The organism is Idiomarina sp. D18 (genome assembly GCF_057748155.1).
Window position 1 is genome coordinate 1,096,160 of record NZ_CM173240.1, and the last position, 22,444, is coordinate 1,118,603.

At 46.5% G+C, this 22,444-nt stretch carries 21 protein-coding genes, 1 tRNA gene and 1 pseudogene; 10 read left to right on the plus strand and 13 right to left on the minus strand.

From position 1 onward, the window contains the following. The first annotated feature begins 65 nt into the window (after positions 1 to 65). Positions 66 to 995, plus strand: coding sequence for a DUF1259 domain-containing protein (locus AC3AP5_RS05200; RefSeq protein WP_199495194.1), 930 nt, complete (start codon positions 66 to 68; stop codon positions 993 to 995). A gap of 287 nt (positions 996 to 1,282) precedes the next feature. On the opposite strand, the pseudogene AC3AP5_RS05205 reads toward AC3AP5_RS05200, so the two are convergent. Continuing rightward, positions 1,283 to 1,699 (minus strand): annotated as a pseudogene (locus tag AC3AP5_RS05205) (DUF305 domain-containing protein); the annotation flags it as partial. A 109-nt stretch (positions 1,700 to 1,808) separates the two neighbouring features. Between AC3AP5_RS05205 and AC3AP5_RS05210 the strand changes: the two are divergent. Further along, the gene (locus tag AC3AP5_RS05210; protein WP_117316687.1) at positions 1,809 to 2,231 is read left to right on the plus strand and encodes an ion channel; all 423 of its coding nucleotides are present in this window, start codon (positions 1,809 to 1,811) and stop codon (positions 2,229 to 2,231) included. Between the two features lie 210 nt (positions 2,232 to 2,441). On the opposite strand, the gene AC3AP5_RS05215 is transcribed toward AC3AP5_RS05210, so the two are convergent. After that, complete coding sequence (locus AC3AP5_RS05215) at positions 2,442 to 2,738, minus strand: PadR family transcriptional regulator (RefSeq protein ID WP_117316690.1); 297 nt, start codon at positions 2,736 to 2,738, stop codon at positions 2,442 to 2,444. 168 nt (positions 2,739 to 2,906) lie between these two features. On the opposite strand from AC3AP5_RS05215, the gene tnpA reads away from it, so the two are divergent. From tnpA to tnpC, 3 genes are all read left to right on the plus strand, one after another. After that, complete coding sequence (gene tnpA, locus AC3AP5_RS05220; protein ID WP_487326738.1) at positions 2,907 to 3,206, plus strand: IS66 family insertion sequence element accessory protein TnpA; 300 nt, start codon at positions 2,907 to 2,909, stop codon at positions 3,204 to 3,206. Beyond that, the gene (tnpB, locus tag AC3AP5_RS05225; RefSeq protein WP_006954082.1) at positions 3,203 to 3,559 is read left to right on the plus strand and encodes an IS66 family insertion sequence element accessory protein TnpB; all 357 of its coding nucleotides are present in this window, start codon (positions 3,203 to 3,205) and stop codon (positions 3,557 to 3,559) included. The genes tnpA and tnpB overlap by 4 nt, the downstream gene beginning before the upstream one ends. Positions 3,560 to 3,673: 114 nt before the next feature. After that, a complete protein-coding gene (tnpC, locus tag AC3AP5_RS05230; RefSeq protein ID WP_006954081.1) occupies positions 3,674 to 5,242 on the plus strand; it encodes an IS66 family transposase in 1,569 nt (522 codons plus the stop codon). Between the two features lie 130 nt (positions 5,243 to 5,372). Here tnpC and AC3AP5_RS05235 read toward each other — a convergent pair whose 3' ends face one another. From AC3AP5_RS05235 to AC3AP5_RS05250, 4 genes are all read right to left on the minus strand, one after another. Continuing rightward, entirely contained in the window at positions 5,373 to 5,873 is a 501-nt protein-coding gene (locus AC3AP5_RS05235; RefSeq protein WP_287201268.1) for a DoxX family protein, read from the minus strand. A 74-nt stretch (positions 5,874 to 5,947) separates the two neighbouring features. Beyond that, the gene (locus AC3AP5_RS05240) at positions 5,948 to 7,126 is read right to left on the minus strand and encodes an APC family permease (protein WP_170145481.1); all 1,179 of its coding nucleotides are present in this window, start codon (positions 7,124 to 7,126) and stop codon (positions 5,948 to 5,950) included. A gap of 415 nt (positions 7,127 to 7,541) precedes the next feature. Continuing rightward, positions 7,542 to 9,200 carry an efflux RND transporter permease subunit gene (locus AC3AP5_RS05245; protein ID WP_287830434.1) on the minus strand — a complete coding sequence of 553 codons (1,659 nt, stop codon included), beginning with the start codon at positions 9,198 to 9,200 and terminating at the stop codon, positions 7,542 to 7,544. Beyond that, positions 9,193 to 10,266: an efflux RND transporter periplasmic adaptor subunit gene (locus AC3AP5_RS05250; RefSeq protein WP_272977599.1), complete on the minus strand. Its 1,074-nt coding sequence runs from the start codon at positions 10,264 to 10,266 to the stop codon at positions 9,193 to 9,195. Before AC3AP5_RS05250 ends, AC3AP5_RS05245 begins: the two co-directional genes overlap by 8 nt. Before the next feature lie 89 nt (positions 10,267 to 10,355). On the opposite strand from AC3AP5_RS05250, the gene AC3AP5_RS05255 reads away from it, so the two are divergent. After that, the gene (locus AC3AP5_RS05255) at positions 10,356 to 10,547 is read left to right on the plus strand and encodes a zinc ribbon domain-containing protein (protein ID WP_071462751.1); all 192 of its coding nucleotides are present in this window, start codon (positions 10,356 to 10,358) and stop codon (positions 10,545 to 10,547) included. A gap of 2 nt (positions 10,548 to 10,549) precedes the next feature. Here the strand turns inward: AC3AP5_RS05255 and AC3AP5_RS05260 are convergent, their stop codons facing one another. Continuing rightward, positions 10,550 to 11,113 (minus strand): FMN-dependent NADH-azoreductase, encoded by a 564-nt coding sequence (locus AC3AP5_RS05260; RefSeq protein WP_487327141.1) that lies wholly within the window; start codon positions 11,111 to 11,113, stop codon positions 10,550 to 10,552. Between the two features lie 99 nt (positions 11,114 to 11,212). On the opposite strand from AC3AP5_RS05260, the gene AC3AP5_RS05265 reads away from it, so the two are divergent. The 3 genes from AC3AP5_RS05265 (at position 11,213) to fabA (ending at position 15,045) form a co-directional block, all read left to right on the plus strand. Then, on the plus strand, positions 11,213 to 12,127 hold the full coding sequence (locus AC3AP5_RS05265; protein ID WP_272977598.1) for a LysR family transcriptional regulator: 915 nt from the start codon (positions 11,213 to 11,215) through the stop codon (positions 12,125 to 12,127). Between the two features lie 394 nt (positions 12,128 to 12,521). Then, positions 12,522 to 14,435, plus strand: a complete 1,914-nt coding sequence (locus tag AC3AP5_RS05270) for an AAA family ATPase (protein ID WP_487327142.1) — start codon at positions 12,522 to 12,524, stop codon at positions 14,433 to 14,435. 97 nt (positions 14,436 to 14,532) lie between these two features. After that, positions 14,533 to 15,045 (plus strand): 3-hydroxyacyl-[acyl-carrier-protein] dehydratase FabA, encoded by a 513-nt coding sequence (gene fabA / locus AC3AP5_RS05275; RefSeq protein ID WP_272977596.1) that lies wholly within the window; start codon positions 14,533 to 14,535, stop codon positions 15,043 to 15,045. 71 nt (positions 15,046 to 15,116) lie between these two features. Here the strand turns inward: fabA and rmf are convergent, their stop codons facing one another. From rmf to rlmKL, 5 genes are all read right to left on the minus strand, one after another. After that, positions 15,117 to 15,293 carry a ribosome modulation factor gene (gene rmf, locus AC3AP5_RS05280; protein WP_006955790.1) on the minus strand — a complete coding sequence of 59 codons (177 nt, stop codon included), beginning with the start codon at positions 15,291 to 15,293 and terminating at the stop codon, positions 15,117 to 15,119. A 177-nt stretch (positions 15,294 to 15,470) separates the two neighbouring features. Then, positions 15,471 to 17,195, minus strand: coding sequence for a DUF3466 family protein (locus AC3AP5_RS05285; protein WP_006955791.1), 1,725 nt, complete (start codon positions 17,193 to 17,195; stop codon positions 15,471 to 15,473). A 5-nt stretch (positions 17,196 to 17,200) separates the two neighbouring features. Continuing rightward, positions 17,201 to 19,123: an ATP-binding cassette ATPase Uup gene (gene uup / locus AC3AP5_RS05290; protein WP_006955792.1), complete on the minus strand. Its 1,923-nt coding sequence runs from the start codon at positions 19,121 to 19,123 to the stop codon at positions 17,201 to 17,203. Further along, the gene (locus tag AC3AP5_RS05295; protein WP_006955793.1) at positions 19,120 to 19,350 is read right to left on the minus strand and encodes a glutaredoxin family protein; all 231 of its coding nucleotides are present in this window, start codon (positions 19,348 to 19,350) and stop codon (positions 19,120 to 19,122) included. The genes uup and AC3AP5_RS05295 overlap by 4 nt, the downstream gene beginning before the upstream one ends. Before the next feature lie 8 nt (positions 19,351 to 19,358). Next, positions 19,359 to 21,488 carry a bifunctional 23S rRNA (guanine(2069)-N(7))-methyltransferase RlmK/23S rRNA (guanine(2445)-N(2))-methyltransferase RlmL gene (gene rlmKL / locus AC3AP5_RS05300; RefSeq protein ID WP_487327143.1) on the minus strand — a complete coding sequence of 710 codons (2,130 nt, stop codon included), beginning with the start codon at positions 21,486 to 21,488 and terminating at the stop codon, positions 19,359 to 19,361. A 181-nt stretch (positions 21,489 to 21,669) separates the two neighbouring features. Here rlmKL and AC3AP5_RS05305 point away from each other — a divergent pair. Beyond that, a tRNA-Met gene (locus AC3AP5_RS05305) sits at positions 21,670 to 21,746 on the plus strand. 109 nt (positions 21,747 to 21,855) lie between these two features. Here AC3AP5_RS05305 and AC3AP5_RS05310 read toward each other — a convergent pair. Continuing rightward, positions 21,856 to 22,404 (minus strand): cell division protein ZapC domain-containing protein, encoded by a 549-nt coding sequence (locus tag AC3AP5_RS05310; RefSeq protein ID WP_006955796.1) that lies wholly within the window; start codon positions 22,402 to 22,404, stop codon positions 21,856 to 21,858. Positions 22,405 to 22,444: the final 40 nt, after the last annotated feature.

Below are 22,444 nucleotides of genomic sequence, written 5' to 3' on the forward strand. Positions count from 1 at the left end.
GACTCGTTGATATACGTCATAATCACGCGTACTATCAAACACTCCTGACATCAATGGAGATGGTTATGAATATTCTCTCACCCAAAATGCTCTTGATTGCCTGCGCATTATTTTTGTATGCACCTGTCGTTTTTGCAAGCTCACCCGGCGGTGACAGTGCTGATATTATCAGTGACATCGTCGACACACCTGCAACGGTAAAAGCGAATGGTGTTGTGCGCGTGGGATGGCAGCGCGACGATGTGCCTGTCATGGTTGACGGCCTAAAGCTTCCTACTCCGGCCGGGTTGGGAAGTTGGGCTGGCTTTAAAGAAATGCCTAACGGCGGTTTTATGCTGATGGGCGATACCGTGGTCTTCGAAGATGAAATCACGCCTGCGATGGACGCAGCTTTCGCACACGACCTAGAAATCACAGCACTCCACAACCACTTTGTGTTTGATAGCCCTTCTGTTTACTTTATGCACATAGGTGGCCACGGAAAAAACCTTGCAAAGCTTGCCGAAGGCGTAAAAGCGATGTGGGATGCTATTAAGGAAGTTCGTAAACAACACGCCAAACCAGTAGATCGCTTCCCAGGCAGTGTTCCTGATATTACCGGGGAGTACAAAACTGAGGCACTTGAAGGTATTTTGGGAGCCGAGGGCAGTCTCAACGGCGAAGTACTCAAGTTCACGTTTGAACGTTCCGCGACGATGCATGGTACTGAATTTGGTGCGCCAATGGGTTTGTCAACCTGGGCAGCTTTCTCTGGCAATAAAGAGCATGCGGTTGTTGACGGAGATTTCGCTATGACCGCTGACGAAGTCCAAGCTGTGATGCATGCATTACGCGAGGCCAATATTCATATTGTTGCGTTGCACAACCATATGGTTGGTGAAACTCCTCCTTATTACTTTTTACATTATTGGGGCAAAGGAGATCCCGAAAAACTGGCGCAAGGAATACGCTCAGCGTTAAAAGCACAGAAATCCATCGCTAAACAAAGCGAATAAGCACTGGGGTGTGACTGAAATTGCCTAAAGGGAGATAAACTTATAATTTATCTCCCCTTTAAGGTATTAACCTCAATGAAAGAAGGTTCTATGCGGGGTAATAACAGATATTTTCAGTGATTTTTGGGCAGGCAATCGTTCCGGAACACGTCGATTTCTTGAGTTATTTCAACACGAACTAACCAGCTTTTAATAAAAATAACGTTTATTGAATTTATAAATAGGCATTATTTTCAAAAAGTTAACTTCTCTTTGGCGAATTTTACACGAATCCCGGCCGACCCTCATTCCATCTCTTTAATTTCTTTTCGTTGCGCTTTGATAATCCCATCTGCCAGTTCACGCACCCGCACATCCTCGATATTGGAGCGCTCGCTGGTAAGAATGGCAATGGAATGGTGAGGGATCATCGCTTTCATATAGGCAGTGTCAGATACGGTACTTTGAGAACGCACAAGATAAACGCAAGCGACGAAGATCACTGCTGCCATCAGAAAAATAGTCACGTTAAGCTTTTTATTATTGTACATACCCAGCATAAACGCCAACATGATGATTGCCATGCCCGCTCCCATATACAATGCCATATAAGTTCGCGTTTCACTGAACCATACATGCGATATTGCGTACGTGTTCAGGTACATCATGATAAACATCGCGGCAGTCGATGTTACAATCATTGCAGCAAATTTTGAGTATTTCATATGTAATCCTTACTTAAGAAAAGACTATTTGTGTAATATTCTCTCGCCAAGAGGGAATAAATGAACAAATATACGTGAGTTCAAGATTCGTACCACTGGAGGAATAGCTATGCTTTTTGCAATAATTATCAGCGCGATAGCGCTGTTATTAAGCGTGGCTTTACACCTTTTTAATATATCGGTGGTTGCTGACAAATTTGTCGGAAAACTGAGTAAAGTTTGGACAAAAACACAGGCCGTGGTATTCATTGCTATTTGCAGCCAGCTTTTACTTGCTGTCATTTTTGCATTGGCCTATGCAACAGGGCTGACCCTGGAATTGGGAGGTTTTAAACAGCCTGCTGCAGCTGTCGATATTTTCTATTTTTCTTTGACAACAATCACTACGCTTGGCCTTGGCAGTATTGAGCCAACCGGACATCTTAGAATGCTAGCCGGGGTAGAATCAGCTACGGGTTTTCTTTTGATAAGCTGCTCGGCCTCGAAAGTATTCATGACCATGAGCGGTACCTGTGAAAAACCGGCTACCTGAAAATGGGAGGGATCTCGCTGTCTCGACACGAATAAAATCGATTCATTTTTTTCTCATCTGTCTGCTTAAAAGCGTTTTGAGAGTGACAACGTAGTCAAGCTTTGCCATAGTCAGTGGTACTGTACATAATTCCTCGTCTTTTGTCAGAATAGTCCAGTCACCACACCACATTATGTAATTAAAACCGTTGAGCGTTCCGTTGCTGGTAGCTTACAACAACTCGCCTATCAATTCCTTTAATTTAATCTTCGCTTCATTCAGCGCGTTTAGCCCTTCCATTGTACAGCGATAATACTTTCTAGTTTTGCCATTTACCTCTTTCGTCGAACAGGTGAGCCAACCGTATTTTTCAAGCTTATGCAGCATTGGGTACAAGGTACCAGGACTAATTTGATAGCCATGATGGCGAAGCTCTTCAATCATTCCCATGCCAAAAATAGGCTCCTGTGCTGCATGATGTAAAATATGAAGGCGAATAAATCCGGTATATAAGTCTCTATGTTCCATTTGACGCCCCTTTAATGAGCAAATCCTGCCGGGTAACAATAAGTTGGCTGGGTTTATGTTATGCTCCTGCGCAACCTGCTTTAATCGTAAGCGTCACATAAACCACGCCTAGTCAGCACGTTGCAGATAGCCTAATTTATCGCCACGTTCTAACCAACGAGGTGATTTATGAGTCGAGCATACCGCTCTAAAGCGCAGTGGCAGGCGCTAATTAATGAGTTTGAGCAAAGCGGTCTAAGCCGCAAGGCGTTTTGTGAAGCCCGGGGTATTAATCCGAACTACTTTAGTCAGCGCCGCCGTCAGTTGCAGCAGGAAACCGAGAGTACCGGTTTTGCACAGGTGGCGACTGAGTCGTCGCCGGCATCCGCGGCGGCCATGCAGGTTCGCGTCGGCGATGCGCAGTTAGTATTGCCGATGTCGGTATCGCCCCGCTGGGTGGCTGAGCTGGTCAAAGCCCTCAGCGTATGAAGATGTTCGTCGAGCCGCCGGCGATTTATTTGTATAAGCAGCCGGTCGATTTTCGCAAGAGCATCAATGGCCTCAGTGCTATTGTCGAAGCCGAGATGGACCGCTCGCCGTTCAGCGGTGCCGTGTTTGTGTTCTGCAACCGCCGGCGCGATAAAGTCCGGGCGCTTTACTGGGACAAAACCGGTTTTTGTCTTTGGTATAAGCGGTTGGAAAAGAATAAGTTTAAATGGCCGCGCAAGGTAAAAGGCGATGTCCTTAATTTAAGCGCACAGCAATGGCAGTGGTTGCTCGAGGGCCTCGATATTACCCTGATGAAAGGCCATCAGCCATTGCATTTTAGTGCCACCATCTGATCGAAAACGGCTTATAAAGATCCTGCATAAAAACCGTTTTACGATCACGAATTGGTCTAAGTAAACCCGCTAAAACAACGGCTTCGACGGTATTTTTGGGGTATAATAGCCCCCATGAAAACGAGCGATGCAAACACACTCCCGGATGATGTTGAGAGCCTGAAAAAGATGGTTCTCGACATGCAATCTCAGCTGCAAACAGAGCAGGCTGAGAAGTCGCGTTTGCAACATCAACTCGATTACCTGAGAGAGCAGTGGCAACTGTTGGTGCAAAAACGCTTCGGTGCCAGTAGCGAAGGGCTGCCCGGTCAGGGTGAATTGTTTAACGAGCTTGAAGAGGCTCTTGAGCCGACAGCGGAAGAAGTAGCCGCAGAGCAAACCGTTACCTACACCCGTAAAAAACCGCGCCGCCCGCGTATTGATGAATCATTGCCGCGCGAAGAGGTGTTGCACGATATCGCAGACGAAGACAAAGTCTGTGACTGTTGTGGCCATGACTTGCACCGTATGGGCGAGGAAACCAGCGAAGAGCTGGAATTTATCCCGGCCACCAGCCGGGTGGTGCGCCATGTACGCCCGAAATACAGCTGCCGCGCCTGCGAAAAGCACGGCACACAAACCGCTGTCAAAATCGCACTGGTTAAACCGAGCCTACTGCCCAAGAGCATCGCAACGCCGAGCTTGCTGGCACAAATCATCAGCGCCAAGTTCCAGTTCGGGTTGCCGCTGTATCGTCAGGAAGCGATGTTCAAACAATACGGCATCGAGTTGAGTCGCCAGACCATGAGTCGCTGGATGTTGACCGTCAGCGACAAACTGCGGCCGCTTTATCAGCGCATGCACGACATCCTGCTAAAACAACCGGCTCTCTGGGCTGACGAGACGACCTTAAACGTGCTCGATGTGGATAAATCCAAATGCTACATGTGGGTTTACGGCTGTGGCACCGATAAGCCGAGGCCGGATAAATCACCGAATATCGTGCTGTATGATTACCAGGACGGGCGCGGTGGCGCCCACCCCGCTGCGTTTTTAGCTGACTATTGCGGTCCACTGCAGGTGGACGGCTATCAGGGCTATGAGCAAACCGGCGCCCGGCTGGCCGGTTGCTGGGCGCATGCCCGTCGTAAGTTTATTGAAGCCAAAACCGTACAAGGTAAAGGCAAAAGCGGCAAAGCCGACCAGGCGCTGAGCTTTATCCAGAAACTGTACGGCGTTGAGCAGAAAATCAAAGACGCCTGCCCGGTGCAAAAGCAGGAAAAACGCACCGCCTTAGCACAACCTGTGATGGACAAGCTAAAAACCTGGTTGGATAAGTCGGCGCTGCAGGTCAACCCGCAGTCACTGCTCGGCAAAGCCATCCATTACACGCTTAAACAATGGGACAAACTGCAGGTTTACCTGCATGACGGCCACGTTAATATCGATAACAACCGTGCCGAGCGCGCAATAAAACCGTTCGTTATCGGTCGCAAAGCCTGGCTGTTCTCAAACTCACGAGGCGGCGCGCAGGCCAGCGCTATCCTGTACAGCATGGTCGAAACCGCCAAGGCCAACGGCCTGATGCCGGTCGACTATCTCATGATGTTGTTCGAGCAACTGCCGCTACTCAACGACGGTGATGACCTCGACCAACTGCTGCCCTGGCACATCAACGCCGACAAAAACGGTCAATCAAACTGACCCGCCAAAGACTGTTCGGATAGACCGAAATCAATGATCGGATTAAACCGAAACGCGTGATCGGGTGGCACCGAAATCATCTCAGCGACAATTATCTTGGCCGGTTGTGTGGTTTATGTGACGCTTACCTTTAATCGGCCAAACGACTATACTTTCTACGCGTTAACCATGCATCAACGGACCACCGCCCTGCGCCAGCAATCAGAAGATAAATCGATCCCATTAACATTGCCCAGTCGGTGCGAGATGCATGAGCCATACTCCAAAAGCCGTAACGATCCAACTCTCGCACATTGAATATCCACCAATCTTCCCCAAGCCAGATCGGCACTTTCGTTGAAATTAGTGCAACAATCATGATGCCCGTCAGCGGGATAGCGTTGACTCTGGTGGCGAAACCAAGCAGAATGAATAACCCACATATCAGCTCGACCCATCCCACGAAAGGTCCCATTAGCTCAGGCCATGGAATGCCAATATCTGCAAAGCGACCCGAGCCTAGAATTTCAGGAAAGATTAGCTTCTGAATACCTTCGGGTAAAAAAACACAGCCAACTGCCAGACGAATAAATAAATTGGTGGGTGAGTCAGACGTCATTATAGTTTGCTTCCAACCATGTGTGTCACTCATTGATCCTTATATTGTCAATTATTTAATATGGCTTAACGCGGTTAGGCGACGTTTACAAATTGACTGGGAGCGGACTACGCAATGACGTAAGAAAGAGTTGCTAGCGCTATCAGTCCAAAGCAACTCAGTAAGCCAAATACAGACACCCATTTGGGTATAAAACGATCAGAGAGTGGTACATTAAGTGCTGCAATATTGGTGATTCCGTAATAAAGTAACACGGTAAAAGCGCTTAGTGTCCAGGCTGATTCAATACCACCAAGCAAAGCAATAGCCGACATTATCGCAAATGTCATCCATGTCGCTGCTGGAGCCGATTTGCTGTCACTGCTCACATTCGCCAGCTTGGCAGGTAAATCACCACGACGAGCCATAGCAAGAATGACACGAGAAACGCCTAACACTAAATTAAGCACGACGCCGCTCATGGCAATTACACCGCCAATTACTACAAGCCTGCTCCAGTTATGATTAGAGATCAGGGTCGCAATATTAAATTTGCTTTGTTCGAACGATTTAATACCTCCCAAATGCAAAATCGTATAGCCCACCGCGATATAAATAGTGCTGATAACTGCAAGCGTAATGATAACTGCTCTGGGTATATTTTGTCGGGGCTCACGTATTTCCTCTCCCATTGTTGCAATTCTTCCGTACCCGGTGAAAGCGACAAACGTTAGTGCCGCGGCGTGAAACAATGATAAAGATGAAGAGTCGGCAGTGTCTGTTCTAGAAATAGCATTACTGGTTAAGCCAATTCCAATGAAGGTAAGTAAGCCCAGCAGGCTTATTAGAACCAGCAATGCGTTGAGCCAATTTGTGCGGCGAATACCCGATAACACCAGCACGGTAAACATAAGCAGCAGACTGACAGCAATATACTCGACAACTTGTGCAGATATGTTGAAAGTAAGACTAATATACCAGGCGACAGCCAGCGCCGCTGTTGCCGCAGAGGCGCTTTTGGCAGCAACAAAAAGACAACCGGCAACCCGACCACTTAGCGGGCTCAAAAATCGGTAGCCATATTCATAGGTTCCGCCGCTCACAGGGTGTGCCGCGGCTAACTGAGCGGATGAAAGGCCGTTCATTAGGGCAGTAATAGCAGCTATCAAAATGGCAAAAACAAGGTTATCTCCGGCAATGTCAGCACTCAAACCAATGCTGACATAGGCACCAGTACCAAGAATCGAACCTAGTCCGATAACAAGTGCACCAAGCAATCCTGTTCCCCTAACTAATTTGTTAGACACGCCACTCACTCCTCGTCTCATTTAAATTTGTATGTAGAAAACTATACAATCCACACCTTTCAGTTTTATCACTGCAAAACTGCACGAAGATTACACATACGACATCTTCCCGCTTATTATTTCAGCAGTGGATAGGGCTTTAATTGTAAGCAGGGCGCGAGCTGAAAGGTGCCAGTCCAACCCTTACAAAGTAGAGTTCATTGCTGCATAACACTATCATTAACGAATACCGTTATCGGATTTCGATAATAATTGAATTGGTGGAAGTTAGATGCAATGAAGAGATGTTTCTGATTTTCTAATTAGTAACAGCTGGAGATAATTAATTTTTGTAATGCAGTTAAACGCCAGGGAATGGGGTGATTAAATCATTACCTTATATTATTCAATAACCTAATGGGGCATTTGAAATTTTTCAATCAAATCCCTGCCAACCCTCATATTCAGCAGGGGGCATTAACCACCACCAAATACCAACAACAACGACCGTAGTAATTCCCACTGTGGTTAAACTACGGCCTCGGTGCTTATATACCTTTTCAGCACGTGAAGTGATGGCATCTGCCCAATCCATATTTTGCTTTTTAAGTGGTGGAGGTAACTGAGCGGCTAGTAGTGGAACCAGTGTGACGGAGAGGATCATCGACGCGACGATCGCTGATGAAATCGCTATTGCGACATCAGAATATAACTGTCCGGCTTCCTGTTGAATAAATAGAATGGGTAAAAAGACCAACACCGTTGTCAGTGTCGATGTGAGTACTGCGGTCCAAACCTGCTTGACGCCATCAATCGCCGCCTGCATAGGCTTTCTATTTTGCCGCCGCTCATGTTCAATGCTCTCTAATACTACGATCGCATTGTCGAGTGTCATTCCGAGTGCGAACGCGATACCTGCAAGCGAGATTACATTTATCGTGCGATCAAGCAGCAGTAAACCAATAAATCCGGCAAGGGTACAAATAGGGATGCCAATTACCGCCATCATAGTGCCGCGGAAAGTGCGCATGAACGCGTACATGACTAATGTAGCGAACACCGCACCGATGAACAGGTTCACTAATACATTCGAGATTGACTGTTCGACATAACGAACATCATCGGAATTTAAGATAATCTCCATGCCCGCAGGGCGCAGTAACTCTTGGTTAATACGCTCCACTTCATCAAGCATGGCATACTTAATATCGATAACATTACTGCCACTCTCGCGCTGCACCTGAAGACTCAGCACCTGATTATCTTTAAACCAAGATTCGCTGCGCAGTTCAAAGTGGGAGAGGGTAATTGATGCAACATCGCTCAACCGCACTAATTGCTGGCCATCACGACGAATAATAGTATCGCCGATATCCTCTAATGCATCGTAACGCCCCGTTGTGCGAAGCAGGTATAGCCGTTTACCTTGCTCTAAATCGCCGGCAGAGGTGTCCTGATTCCGAGCGCGTAACACGCGCTGAACATCAGCGACTGAAACGTTGTGTTGAACCAATGCTGCATCATCAAGCTGGATTCTTACTTGTCGCTCAGCACCGCCGCTTACCTCAACTTGAGAGACGCCGGCAACGGACGACATGCGCGGTCTTACATTGTCTTCGATGTAATCCCGCATCATTATCATGTCCAGTTGCTGAGGATTTCCCTCAACAGGCGCCACTCGGAAGTACATGAACGCATTACTCGAGAATGAGGCGGCAAAAATCTTAGGTTCATCGACATTTTCTGGATAATTTGGCACTTGAGTTAACGCATTGTTAACCAGTATTAATGTTTCGGCAACGTTAATGGAGTACGGAAAGTCCAATTCGATGGTTGCTTGCCCTGTACTCGCCGTGCTTTCCATGCGCTGTAAGTTCGGAATCGTTCTTAAAAACTCTTCCTGCTCGATGAGAATTTCCTTTTCAATATCTTGCGGTGTTGCTCCTGGCCACTGTGTCTGAACACTGATGGTTCTGACTTCAAGATCGGGGATCATCTGGACTGGAATGCGAAACGCTGCCGTGATACCAAGCAGACAAAGGATCAGGACTGCAACTATGGTCGTGTGCTTATGTCGGATGAGCCATTCAATCATATTGATCACCCGATACGATGGTTACTTTATCCCCATCATTCAACGATTCATTTCCACGCACAATAATCTGCGTAGTTTCAGGTAAACGTTCTTCAATGGCTATAAAGTCGCCAAAACGGTAGGTCACGTTAACAAACTGCTGCTTTGCGAGCGTTTGATTACCTTCGCTCTCAACCAGCCAAATCGATGTCCGTCCGTCACTGTAGCGTATCAGCGCATCCTTATTTATTACCGTGCTTGGCTCTGACAGCTTTACTTCAAATTGAACATCAACGGGCATACCCACATAGAGCCTATCGGCCGTGAATTCACTGATGCGTACTCTAAAAGCGCGTTCACTGTTTGTCGTCGTCGGCACAATATCCGAAATGGACGCGTCATATTGCTGAATATCACCGAAAAGATCTTTGCGAACCACGGTTACATCGGTCGTTTTATCAACATACGGTAAGTAACGAAAAGGTAAGAAGGCATCAATGTATAGCTTATCCAAACGCGTTAGCTCAAACGCCGAGGAGCCAGGCGTTACCCATTCACCTAGATCGATATAGCGCGCCGATACAACGCCATCAAAGGGCGCTTTTAACGAATGAAAATCAAGTTCAACTTGTGCACGCTGCAACGCCGCCTTACGGCTTTCTAATTCAGCGCGTGCCATATTGAGCGCGGCACGAGCGCGTCTAAGTTCACTTTTTGCCACGGATTGACTCGCGGTGAGTGCGTTCAGTTCATCAAACTGTTGTTGTTGATTATCCAACGTCGCTTGACTTGCGCGCACCTGCGCGCTCAACTCTGTCAACTGTGCTTCGCTTTGTTGTTTATCGAGTTCCGCGATAGTTTCGCCCTGAACTACTTTGGCGCCCACGTCAACGTTGTGGGCTTTAAGTAGGCCTTCCACAGCAAAGCTCAGCTGGCTTTGTTCTATGGTATTTACAACCGAAGGTACACGCACTTCCTTCATCGGCGCACGAAAGTGAGCCTTATCAACGGTCACTTGCGTATCTTGTGCTACAGTCAATGAAGGCATAGCAACTAGCGATGCAAACAGTAAAGTATAGGGTTTCATAACAGCCTGCGGTCGTTATTGAGTTTACTTGTATACGCGAAAAACAACGCGGTTGGATTTTAATCATTGCCGTGTACTGGAGTGTAGCGATGAGTTTAGCTGAAGCAAGAACGTTTGAATGCCCATATTGTATGGCCATTAATGAACTCGAGTTAGATTGGATTAATGATTTAGGCACACGCCAAATCGTCGACTGCCAGATTTGCTGTCAGCCGATAGAATTAGAGATCTTACAAATAGGGGACGACGCGCAACTGATTGCGCGCCGCGATGACGAATGAGCTTATAACTGTTCGATTTGCTCGGCTGCGTTTTTAAAACCTTGTTCGCGTGCTTCATCACCCATGTTCATGCCTTCAGCACGTACGACCTCGACATCCGTGATGCCAATAAATGCGAGGGCATGTTTAAGGTAGCTTTCTTGATGATCAAGTTCAGTTAAATCGCCTGTTGAATACACACCGCCACGGCCTGAGGCGATAATTGCTTTTTTGCCCTTAAGCAGCCCTTCAGGACCTTGCTCGGTATACTGGAAAGTCACACCAGCTTGTAAAACACGGTCAATCCATGCTTTCAACTGAGACGGAATAGTAAAGTTGTACATCGGTGCACCAATCACGAGTACATCAGCTTCTTGTAACTGGCTTACGTACTTATCGAAATGCGGTTTTTCTTCAGCCAACAACTCTTCTGCTGTTAGATGACCAAGCGGGGCTTGAATAAGGTCAACATGGGTGACGCGTGCGTTCTGATTGCTTGCTTTTAACTGCGCTACAACATCAGCGCTGAGCTTACGGCTGACTGATTGCTCGACGAAAATACCAGAATCTACGTGTAAAATGTTCATAAACCACCTCCAATTATTTGATACTGCTATTGTATGGTGTTCCATAAAATTAAAAAGATGTCTAAAATGAGAACTCTCGTTCCATAATTGGTACACTCTATGGCGCTTCCGGATATCACTAACTATTATTTATTCGCCAAAGTGGTTGAGGCTGGCAGTATTTCATCTGCGGCTCGGGCGTTAAGCTTGCCCAAAGCCACGGTGAGCCGGCGATTACAACAGCTCGAAACAGAGCAGGGCATGCGTTTGTTTAACCGGTCTCAGTCGGGGGTGCGGCTCACCGATGTAGGCGAAGCTTTTTTATTACATTGCCAGCAACTGGTCGAAGCCGCAGAAAGTGCACAGCAAGTTACCCAGCGCTTATTAGAAAAGCCACGCGGTCGAGTTAATTTCAGTGCGCCTTATGCATTAAGCCAAAGTTTACTTGTGGATGTATTGCCCGAGTTTATGACACTGTATCCAGAAATAAACATTAATTTAGTAGTAACTAATCGCCCGATTAACTTAATTGATGAAGGCATCGATGTTGCGTTACGGGTACGTCCAAATATTGAGGACTCGAGTTTAATTGCACGTCCATTGAGCGAATCGCCACTGACATTATTTGCCGCACCGGCATTACTAGAACAACACCCAATAAACGAGCCTAGCGACTTATTAGCACTGAATCATTTGTCTTTACATTACACCAGCGGTCAGTACCGTTATTTATTGACCCACGAAAAAGGCGAGCAGCAAACCATTAAATTTGAGCCACGCCTTATTACCGACGATATGATTGTTTTGCGTGAATCGGCTATCAAGGCACAAGGTGTGACCGCTTTACCAACTTACTTATGTAATGAAGCCGTACAAAACCAACAATTAATGCAAGTGTTACCCGAATGGACATTGCCTGTGGGCATTATGCATCTCACGTATCCACACCGACGTGGATTACTGCCAGCGGTACGCGTGTTGATAGATTATCTCACCGAAAACTTACCCAAACGCGCCGAGTTATTTAATTACTAACAACCATACACAGGGCAGCGCTCACGTAAAAATGTGAGGACTTCACCTTGCTCATATGCTTATATACCTACGATTTAACATAATATACATTATACGCAATCATTAATATGGTAGTTTGGGGCGGTCGATAAGCGGCTTCACTCGCTCGGCCTTTGCCGTAGTCGATTTAAGGATTTCGACTCTAAAATGCGCCTGTTTATTCAGGCGCTGCTACGTGAAATTTTGTCCAGTTTTGGCTGTTATGTATCGCAGATTTTGCGTACGAGCTTTAGCAATATCGTCGTGCTATTAGCTAACAGCTAAAGCCAACCTGTGCTAACATCGGTCGATTAATTTCATCTAAGATTGTTGTGGTCATATCTAAGCTGGCCATAGGATAAGGAACTCGATTTATATGCAGCTGAGCGCTTCGCAACTAACTCCTCAAACACACACATGGTTATCGCAACGGCCGAAAGAATGCAGTTCACAATTGCTTGTCGGTCAACAGCGTGCCTTAAACGGTTTAGCGGCCGCTTTACGGCAAACGGGTGCTTACGGTCACTGTTTTGCGATCGTCCCTCGTGGCTTTAATCATAGAGAAGTGTTTGATGAGTGTTTTGCGACGACCACATGGCAACACAGTCGTTGGTTTGATTGGCTGTATTTAGCTGACCCGGACGATGCGTTGCGCCCGCTGTGTGTCAATGTGCCATCGGGTAACGCGTTTGCGGTAATTGGTGCGTTACAGCACATCTTGCAGCAACCGCTCGACCAGCGTGATGACCTTATTGAAGAACTCGTTACGTCGTTCGATACGCGCGCTCTGCGCGACTATATCCAACGTGTTAAACAAAAAACCTTTGATGATTTTGCGTCCGACCAATTTGCGACAGTGATTGTCGGACATGAGCACCCTGCTCCTTATTATTATTGTGATCGGGTATCAGAATCGCAGTTATTCGGCCAAATGGGTGTACAGTCCATTGGTGGCACTGTGCGTTCAGATCTTCATCTTTTAGAGCCCGGTTGGATTCTAAAAGCCAATGGCGGTGTGCTAGCCATCGATATTGATGCTTTGTTGGACCAACCGGCAATGTACAAGCGCTTAAAAGAAGTGCTTAAGAGTGGCTATTTTGAGTGGCCGCAGCCCACCATGGAAGCGGGAGCCGCTTATTTTTATCGTCCAGAGCCGGTACCTATCGATATAAAAATTATCTTGGTGGGAAGCCGCAGCAGTTATGCGACGCTCACTGACTATGACGACGACTTCAGCGATCTATTCCCGTTTTTAGCGGACTTTCAGTCGCGTTACGACACAACACAGCAGCCCGTTTCAGAATATTTTAAATTCCTCGACTATGTATGGGATGTTGCCGACGTATTGCCATTAACCGAAGACGCATACGCCGCTGTGCTAACGGAGTTGTCGCGCTGGGCTGAGCATCAACATGAACTGAGCTTAGATGCCATCGCCCTCCTTCAATTGCTTAAACAAGCGAATGCCGTTGCCTCACACGAGGAAAAGACACAAATAGACAGTGACAGCATACGTAGTGCCGTGAAACACCAACGTGAGCGCGGTGGTTATATAGAAGAAGTGAGTCGGCGCAGTATTCTAAATAACGAAGTCCGTATCGATACTGCGGGTAAAGTCGTGGGTCAGGTGAACGGTTTAACGGTCGTCAGTGTCGCTGGCGTGGAGTTCGGCGAGCCATCGCGGATCACGGCAACCATCCATTATGGCGATGGCGATATTATCGATATCGAACGCAAATCGGAGCTCTCGGGTAACATTCACACAAAAGGTGTGATGATTTTGAGCGCTTATTTAGCACATCATTTTGCCCGTCATGAACCCATGTCGGTTTCTGCTACGGTGGTATTTGAACAGTCTTATCATGAGGTCGACGGTGATAGCGCCTCCTTAGGTGAGCTCTGTTGCTTAATCAGTGCGCTTGCTGATGTCCCCTTCAAGCAATCAGTTGCGCTAACCGGCGCTATTGACCAGTTTGGTCAGGTGCAAGCGATTGGCGGTGTTAATGAGAAAATCGAAGGCTTTTTTGATTTATGCGCGTTGCGTGGCTTAGATGGCAATCATCGTGTATTAATCCCCAAGTCGAACCAAAAGCAATTAGTGTTGAGACCCGACATAGTCCAAGCGGTCGAACAAGGTCAGTTTCATATCCATACCGTTGACCACGTTGATGAGGCGTTGTCATATTTATGTGATATGCCTGTGAAAGACTTATATCGGCAAGTCAAACTAAACGCACATCATGAACAAGAATCGGAGAATCGTTCATGGTGGCAACGCTGGTTTAGTTGATTCAAAGCACCCACTTCCACTAATCGGAGTTGTTTAGCGTACAGCTGTACGCTAAACTGCAATCTGATTTCAGTGGTATACAACATAAAAGGTCGTTATGAATCAATCGAGTTTTTCTCGCGAAGATCTGATTGCATGCAGTGAAGGCGAATTATTTGGCCCAGGTAACAGTCGCTTACCCGCCCCTAACATGTTGATGATGGATCGCATCGTGAATATTACCGAGAAAGGTGGCGCGCATGACAAAGGGTTTATTCATGCAGAATTAGATATTAATCCTGATTTGTGGTTTTTTGACTGTCACTTTAAGGGTGACCCTGTGATGCCAGGTTGTTTAGGCCTAGACGCTATGTGGCAATTAGTTGGGTTTTATCTAGGTTGGTCAGGTGGCCCCGGTCGTGGACGTGCGCTTGGTGTGGGTGAAGTCAAATTCACGGGTCAAATCTTGCCGCACCATAGCAAAGTCACCTATAAGATCGACATGAAACGTGTCATCAAGCGCAAACTTTTCATGGGTGTGGGTGATGGCGTAGTCGAAGTTGACGGCCGCCCTATCTATACCGCTAAAGACTTAAAGGTTGGTTTATTTACCGATACCAGTACATTCTAAAACGATGTACCAAGTGCAATAAAAAAACGCCGGCTACTTGCCGGCGTTTGTATATTAATTTGCTGAGACATTTAGCGGAACAAGCCGGTCCCCCTAGCCTCCATGGCATCTCGCCAACCGCCTAACCATTGAGACCTGAAGTCGTCTTGGGTTTGATACGGACACTGATCCTTCGAGCGTCCTGATAATCCGGCTTTAAAGCCTTGAGTGTGGGCTCTTTCAAAGCGATCACGCTTCTGTCTTTTCATAAAACTACCCCTTTTTCACTTTCTTATTCGGTTGTGATTATCAAAAGAGCGCATTAACTAATGCCCTCCCTATAATTGATAACGCGAAACCAGGATAGTTCAATGTGAAAAAGTAACACAGCCTACTTGAAAAAACTTAACAAGTTGAAACTGTGTTACTTTTTTATGATATTTTCGTTATGATTTTTTGATATTTTTTAGCTGACGACGGCGCGAAAGTGTAATAAAGAAACCGAGTAGCGATAATCCCGCTAGCGGGAAGCCGCCAAAACTAGCGCCACTACGCTCTACTTTATTCTCTTCTTCACGACAGTTGTTCAACTCACCTTCGATCGGATCCATCTTTATAGTAACTGAAACCTGGCGGGTTTGAGTGTTCCCTTCACCATCAACGTACTCTTCAGTTTTAAGTGCCGAAGCGACGACCTCGCCAGAGTCTGTAATCGCGCGTGCGTCGACTATAAAGTACGGGCTGTCACACGCAATGGCATCGTTAAGGTTAATGAACTCAGCGTTTTCGGCAGCTGTATCGTACACGAACCCAACCCGGCGACGCGATGACGATAGCGAAGGCTCGATCTCTCCTGTACCGACCACTACGCCATTATTATTAATATCACTGGGCACCGTTGACGACCCTTCAAAGAAACCCGGTAACGTTTCGAGCGTGGCGCTATCCACGTCATAGTAAAAGCCGGTGTTTCTCAAATTTGCGGCGCGTGTTGAAGTTAAATAGCCGACAACGCGATTGTTGTCGTTTATCGCATTCGCAGAGCCCCAATAATATTCATCACTCTCAGTGACTGGAATAGCTTCGCCATCAATAAAAATGGCTGGCATGCGAATGGGACCACGACTAGGGTGATAAGTGAAACTCTGACCAACAGCGATACCATTATTGTTGACAGCAAACGCGTAGCTTGAGAAGTCAGATTGATCGTCTTCGCGGCGCTCCGCAAGCGTGCCTAGTTCAGTGGATGAAATCACTTCACCGTTTGCATCTAACTGCCACAAAAAACCACGAATATCGTAAATCGAACGCCGTGAGGCGTAATTTGAACGACTGTAGAATAAAATCGGCGCAATGTTATTCGCTGTAGCGTTGTGCAAGTCTATCCACAGCTCAGAGGCACACACTTCCAACGGTCGTGTTTGTATCGCATCGCTATCTTCGGCAGGTGTACAGTTGTCGATAGTCGTGGTCGCGCCAGGGCTTAGACCAATACTGGCATAGCCTGCAGCTAGTCCGCTATCATTTACGTCCATCAATGCGCTCTCGCCACCCAATACAGATTGGTCAGGTGGCGCGATGGTGGTCGTCTGGCCATCTTGATACCAAACACCTCGAGAAATAAAATCTCGCACATAGTATGTGCGCGTGACATCTTCATCATCCGCATTTTTATACGTGAACTCGACCGGTTTATAAGCACCGTACCCCATCCCCACAGCGGTATTCGCAGCGTTGATACTGTTTAAGTGCGTTATTGTGGAGACATCATCAGGTTGATCAAAGAAAGACACTGACTGGGTCACACCGTCATACATAAACGCTTGATACGGCGCAATCGACTTTTGCAGAAAGTTATTGTTTACGTTAGCGGCCAACGCGTTGACGATGTAATCATATTGAGCAGGCGTCAATTCAGTCACCTCTTCAATATCTGTAATACCCAAAGCCGCAAGCTGCGTCGCAGTTAATTGGCTTAAATCGATGTCAACATTGGTCTGAAAACTTGAGACACCAACGATGAATCCTTGCTCGTTTAAGTCACGCGGAAAGCTATTACGAAAGTTATCCGCCGTTGCAATTTCTTCAATTGAGAACGTATCCGCGCTTGCCGTAACACTGCAACCTGCTAATACACTCGCTACCAATAAATGCTTAGAAAATGGTTTCATCACGATTAACTACTCTGTTTTGATAAATTTTCGAGTTCTTCCCAACGCTCTAAGTAGCTCATTAACTGCTCCTCTAGAGCGCCCGCTTGCTCCATCACGGGCTGCGTGATATCAATGGGTTGAGAGAAAAACTCCGGTTCGTTCATTTGTTGCTGCAAGGTTTCGATGTCACTTTCTATCTTTTCTATTGCTGCAGGCAACTCATCGAGTTCACGTTGTAACTTGTAGGATAACTTTTTCTGCTTTGTTACTGAACCCTTGTTATTACTTTGTTCTGAAGACGGCTTCTCTGACTCTTTAGACGCTGATTTTGTTCCATCATTGGGCAAACTTTTACGAGCGAGATAATGCTCAATTTCAGAGAATCCCCCGAAAATCTCGGTGATCTGACCTTCACCCTCAAATAACAAAACGGAGGTCGCCGTATTATCCACGAATTCACGGTCGTGACTTACTAATAAGACAGTGCCTTCGTAATCCGCAATAATCTGTTCGAGTAACTCTAAGGTCTCTATATCAAGATCATTAGTCGGCTCATCGAGTACTAAAATATTGCTTGGTTTTAGCAATATTTTAGCCAGCAAGGCACGGTTGCGTTCACCACCAGATAAGGCGCGTACCGGAGTCCTTGATTGTTTGGGACTAAATAAGAAGTCTTGCAAATAACTGAGAATATGACGTGGACGACCTTGAAACACAATGTCCTGCTTGCCATCGCCCACGTTGTCCATCACCGACTTTTCAGGATCAAGTTGGGAGCGGTGCTGATCAAAGTACGCGACTTCCAGATTTGTACCGAGCTTAATATTTCCCGCATCAACGGCTTGTTCGCCCAAAATAACTTTAATCAGCGTACTCTTACCACAACCGTTAGGTCCCACAAGCGCCACTTTATCGCCGCGCTGTAGCAGTAAGTCAAGATCACGAATGATCGGTTTATCAAAGCTCAGTTCAACATGTTCGCCCTCAAACACGCGCTTGCCAGACCGCTGCGCTTGATTGACCTGCATCTTGGCATTACCTTGCAACTCACGTCGCTGCGCACGCTCCTTACGCAATTGCTGTAGAGCCCGAACGCGTCCCTCATTACGAGTTCTACGTGCTTTAATTCCTTGGCGAATCCAGGTTTCTTCTGCCGCAAGCTTTTTATCAAACTCAGCGTTTTGTGATTGCTCAACTTCTAGCAACTCCTGCTTTTTCGTGACATAGCTGTCATAGTTACCTGGAAATGAAGTTAAAGCGCCGCGATCCAAATCAACGATTCGTGTCGCAAGTTTACGAATAAAGGCACGGTCGTGACTAATAAATAAAATCGCACCGTTAAATTGCAGTAATTGCTCTTCTAACCACTGCACCATTTCGACATCCAGATGGTTAGTCGGCTCGTCAAGTAGCAACACATCGGGATCAACGACGAGCGCACGCGCGAGTGCAACACGACGCAACCAGCCGCCCGATAATTGCGACATCGATACGTCGGCAGGCAGACTTAAGCGCGTTAAAACCTGCTCGATACGAGTCGCAAATTGCCAGCCGTTCTTTGCATCGATCTGTGTTTGCAGACTATCGAGCGCTTTCATCATTTCATCACTCGGATCGTCTGCAATCATATTTGATAAACGATGAAACTCGTTTAATTTCTCGCCCACATCGGCTAACGCCTGAGCCACATAATCATAAACCGACATTTCGAGTTGCGCGGGCGGGTCTTGAGGCAACCGGGTGACTATCGTATCTCCCACATACTGAACTTGACCATCGTCTAAGTGAATTTCTTGATCGATGACCTTAAGAAGCGTCGACTTACCCGCGCCATTGCGTCCGACCAAACAGACTCGCTCACCGGCCTCTAAAATAAACTCAGCATGATCCAGAATTGCATCAGCGCCAAAAGCCAGCTGTGCATCCTGAACGCGTATCAAACTCATGATTCAATAAACTCCTTTGCCTTTTGAGCATCAAAAGGCCAACGCAGCTCGTTATCATTGGCATCAACTAACACCGGAACGAGCCAACCATATTCTTTTTGCAATCTTTCATCCGAACAAATATCGACAACACTCAATTCAATCGACTCATCTAAATCTATTTGATTGAGCAGCAGTAACGCCTCTTTACACAGAGGACAATGTGGCTTAGTTAATAAATAAAACACATTTCCACCTAGTACTCTTTACTAATAATGAAGTAGTGATGAATCCCTTTATGACGTTTAAAATCTTCAGGGATAGAGGCCTCAGTTTGGTTATTTACCGAATAACCGGCCTTCTCTAAACCCGCTTCATCAATCTTAAACTTCTTGCGGTTGTTAGAGAATAAGATCACGCCGCCCTCGTTCAGCAGTCGTCCAGCCGTTTTAATTAAGCCAACATGATCACGCTGAATGTCCAGCGTACCCGTCATGCGTTTTGAGTTACTAAATGTTGGGGGATCGATAAAAATGACGTCGTAACGTCTATCGTCGCGTTGATCACGCATCCAAGTAAAACAATCGGCTTGAATAAACTCGTATTGACGACCACGCAACCCATTCAAATGAAAATTACGCTCACCCCAAGCAAGGTACGTTTTCGACATATCTACCGACGTGACCGAATGCGCACCGCCCAACGCCGCTTGCACTGAAGCGGTACAGGTGTAACTAAATAAGTTCAGAACATCGAGATCTTCGCACTTATCAAACAGCTCTTTGCGAACCAAGCGATGATCGAGGAATAAGCCAGTGTCGAGATAGTCGGTCAGATTAACCTCAAACTCGGCGCCATATTCCTGCACGTTGAAAATAACGCTATCTTGTTTCTGACGATTGCGACGCTCGTATTGCTCTTGCCCTTTCTGCCGTTTACGCACCTTTAATACAATGTGGCTTGAATCAAACGGCAAAGTCTCAGCAACCATTTCCACTAAGTGCCAAAGACGATCGGTTGCAACCCCATCAGGAATAGTTTTGGGGGGCGCATACTCTTGTATTACTAAGTGATCGCCATAGATATCAATCGCCGCATTATATTCCGGTAAGTCGGCATCATAAACACGCCATGCTTCGAGCCCTTCTTTACGCGCCAACCTGCTAAGTTTTGAATAATTCTTTTTAAGCCTGTTAGACAAATCTTCAGATTGACTTTCTGTAAACTCAACTTGCTCTTTAGTTAGGTCAAATAGCGCCAATGTGGTGGCGATCGGACCGTTCATAAACGCATATTTTTTATGACTACGCAGTTTTAGACGTTTTAATAATGTCTCGTCGCCAGCAAGAAGTGCTATTTGCCAGCCTAAGAAAGACTGTTTTAATCGACGGCCCAAACGGCGGTATAGTAATAGTGTTTCGACTTCTTCACCGAGGCGTTCACCATAAGGCGGGTTTGCAATCAGAAGACCTTGATCAGCAGGGGCCTGCATATCAAGCACATCGGATGTATCAAATTGAATAAATTGACCAAGCTGACAGCGGGCCGCATTTTCTTTCGCAATACCGATGAGTTTGGGATTCATATCACTGGCATAAAAACGCGCAGTCATCTTGTTGCGACCTTCCTTAAAGCGCTCTTCGGCGTTTTCAAGCACACTGTGCCAAATACTGCGGTCATGCCCTACCCATCGCAGGAAGCCCCAGTCGCGACGGTTTAGGCCCGGCGCTTGGTCGGCCGCTATCATGGCCGCTTCAATCACCAATGTGCCCGAACCACAGAACGGGTCAAGGATAACAGGTTCATCGTGTTCTAATTGTTGATGAATTCCAGCACGTATGAGCACCGCGGCTGCCAGTGTTTCTCGTAGTGGCGCTTCACCTTGTTGTTTGCGATAACCCCGCTGATGCAGCCCACCTCCAGAGAAATCTAAAGACCAGATAAGTTCATTCTTGTGATAACGCGCGTTTACTCGAATATCAGGAACCTGTTTATCGACATTCGGGCGCTGTGCGTTACGACCCCGAAAAAAGTCAATAATACCGTCCTTAACGACCTGGGCACCAAACTGCGTGTTACGTATCTCATCATTGGTGCCATGAAAGTCAACGACAAAGCTATGTGTATCACGCATGACCTGTGTCCAATCGAAGACACTAATCGCCTGCTGAATCTGTTCTGCGTTGAGTGTTTCAGCGCGGCCTAACTCGACGAGCACACGACTAGCTAGACGCGACCATAGAGCAATGGTGTACGCAAGTTTTAAGTCTGCATCGACATAGCACCCCGCCTGAGTCACAGTAATTGATTTGGCACCGAGCCCCTGCAACTCATTCTCTAATAATTGTTCCATGCCTTTTGCGCACGATACAAATAAACGCAACATAGTTTATTCCATTCAGTAATTTGGCCGCGATTATAGCGTTTCTCAATCAATGTGTCTTTAAAACACTGTAAACTGAACAAAGGTTGTTCGGTATGTGTGTTTTTTATGCATTTGAACTGTATTTTATTAAAAAGCGCTTGCGCAAGCGGTGGGACATGTATATTATGCACCCCACATCGGACGCGGGGTGGAGCAGTCTGGTAGCTCGTCGGGCTCATAACCCGAAGGTCGTAGGTTCAAATCCTGCCCCCGCAACCAACTCCGATGCCTTCATTAAGCATTTCTAGCTGTTACCAAGATCACATCTTCCATAAAAGTATTCTCGGCACACTATCGAAAGCACTCAATTGACTTCACGCGCAGTAATTTATGCGAGCTGTTGGCTAGATAGCATTGTTTGACGCATTTCTAGGGTCGAGGGAAGCAACCGATTATGAAGCACTTTGATGACGTGATACTGTTTAATCGTTTTAATCGGTGACAATTTCATATCACCTGACAACAATAGACATGAAGCAAATTCATCATCACGGTCGATTATCAAGAATAAACCGTCATCAAAACCGCTATTCAATTCACAGATATGACGTTCGGGCGCCCATTCTTCAATGTTCGACTTTTGAAAATGCCAACTTTGAGGCATTTGCGGACACCCAAAACGAACAAATGCCGCTGCGCACAACGATGCCTCTTCGACACTCGTACCTAAGTCATCTGTTGAGTAACCTTCTAATACATCGACAAAATTCTGTAAGAGAGTCAAATCTTCAACATTAAAAGGCGCAGAGCAAAAATCGACATTCACGAGTTGTTTGCCTTTATAAGGCAAACGGAAAGGTGCGCCATCCCCCGCCTGAATTGACAGTGGCTGAGCTTTATCGTCGTATAGCCAACACATGTGTTGATTAATTTCCAACTTGCACACCTTTATTATTATGAATGTTGTTATAAATTTG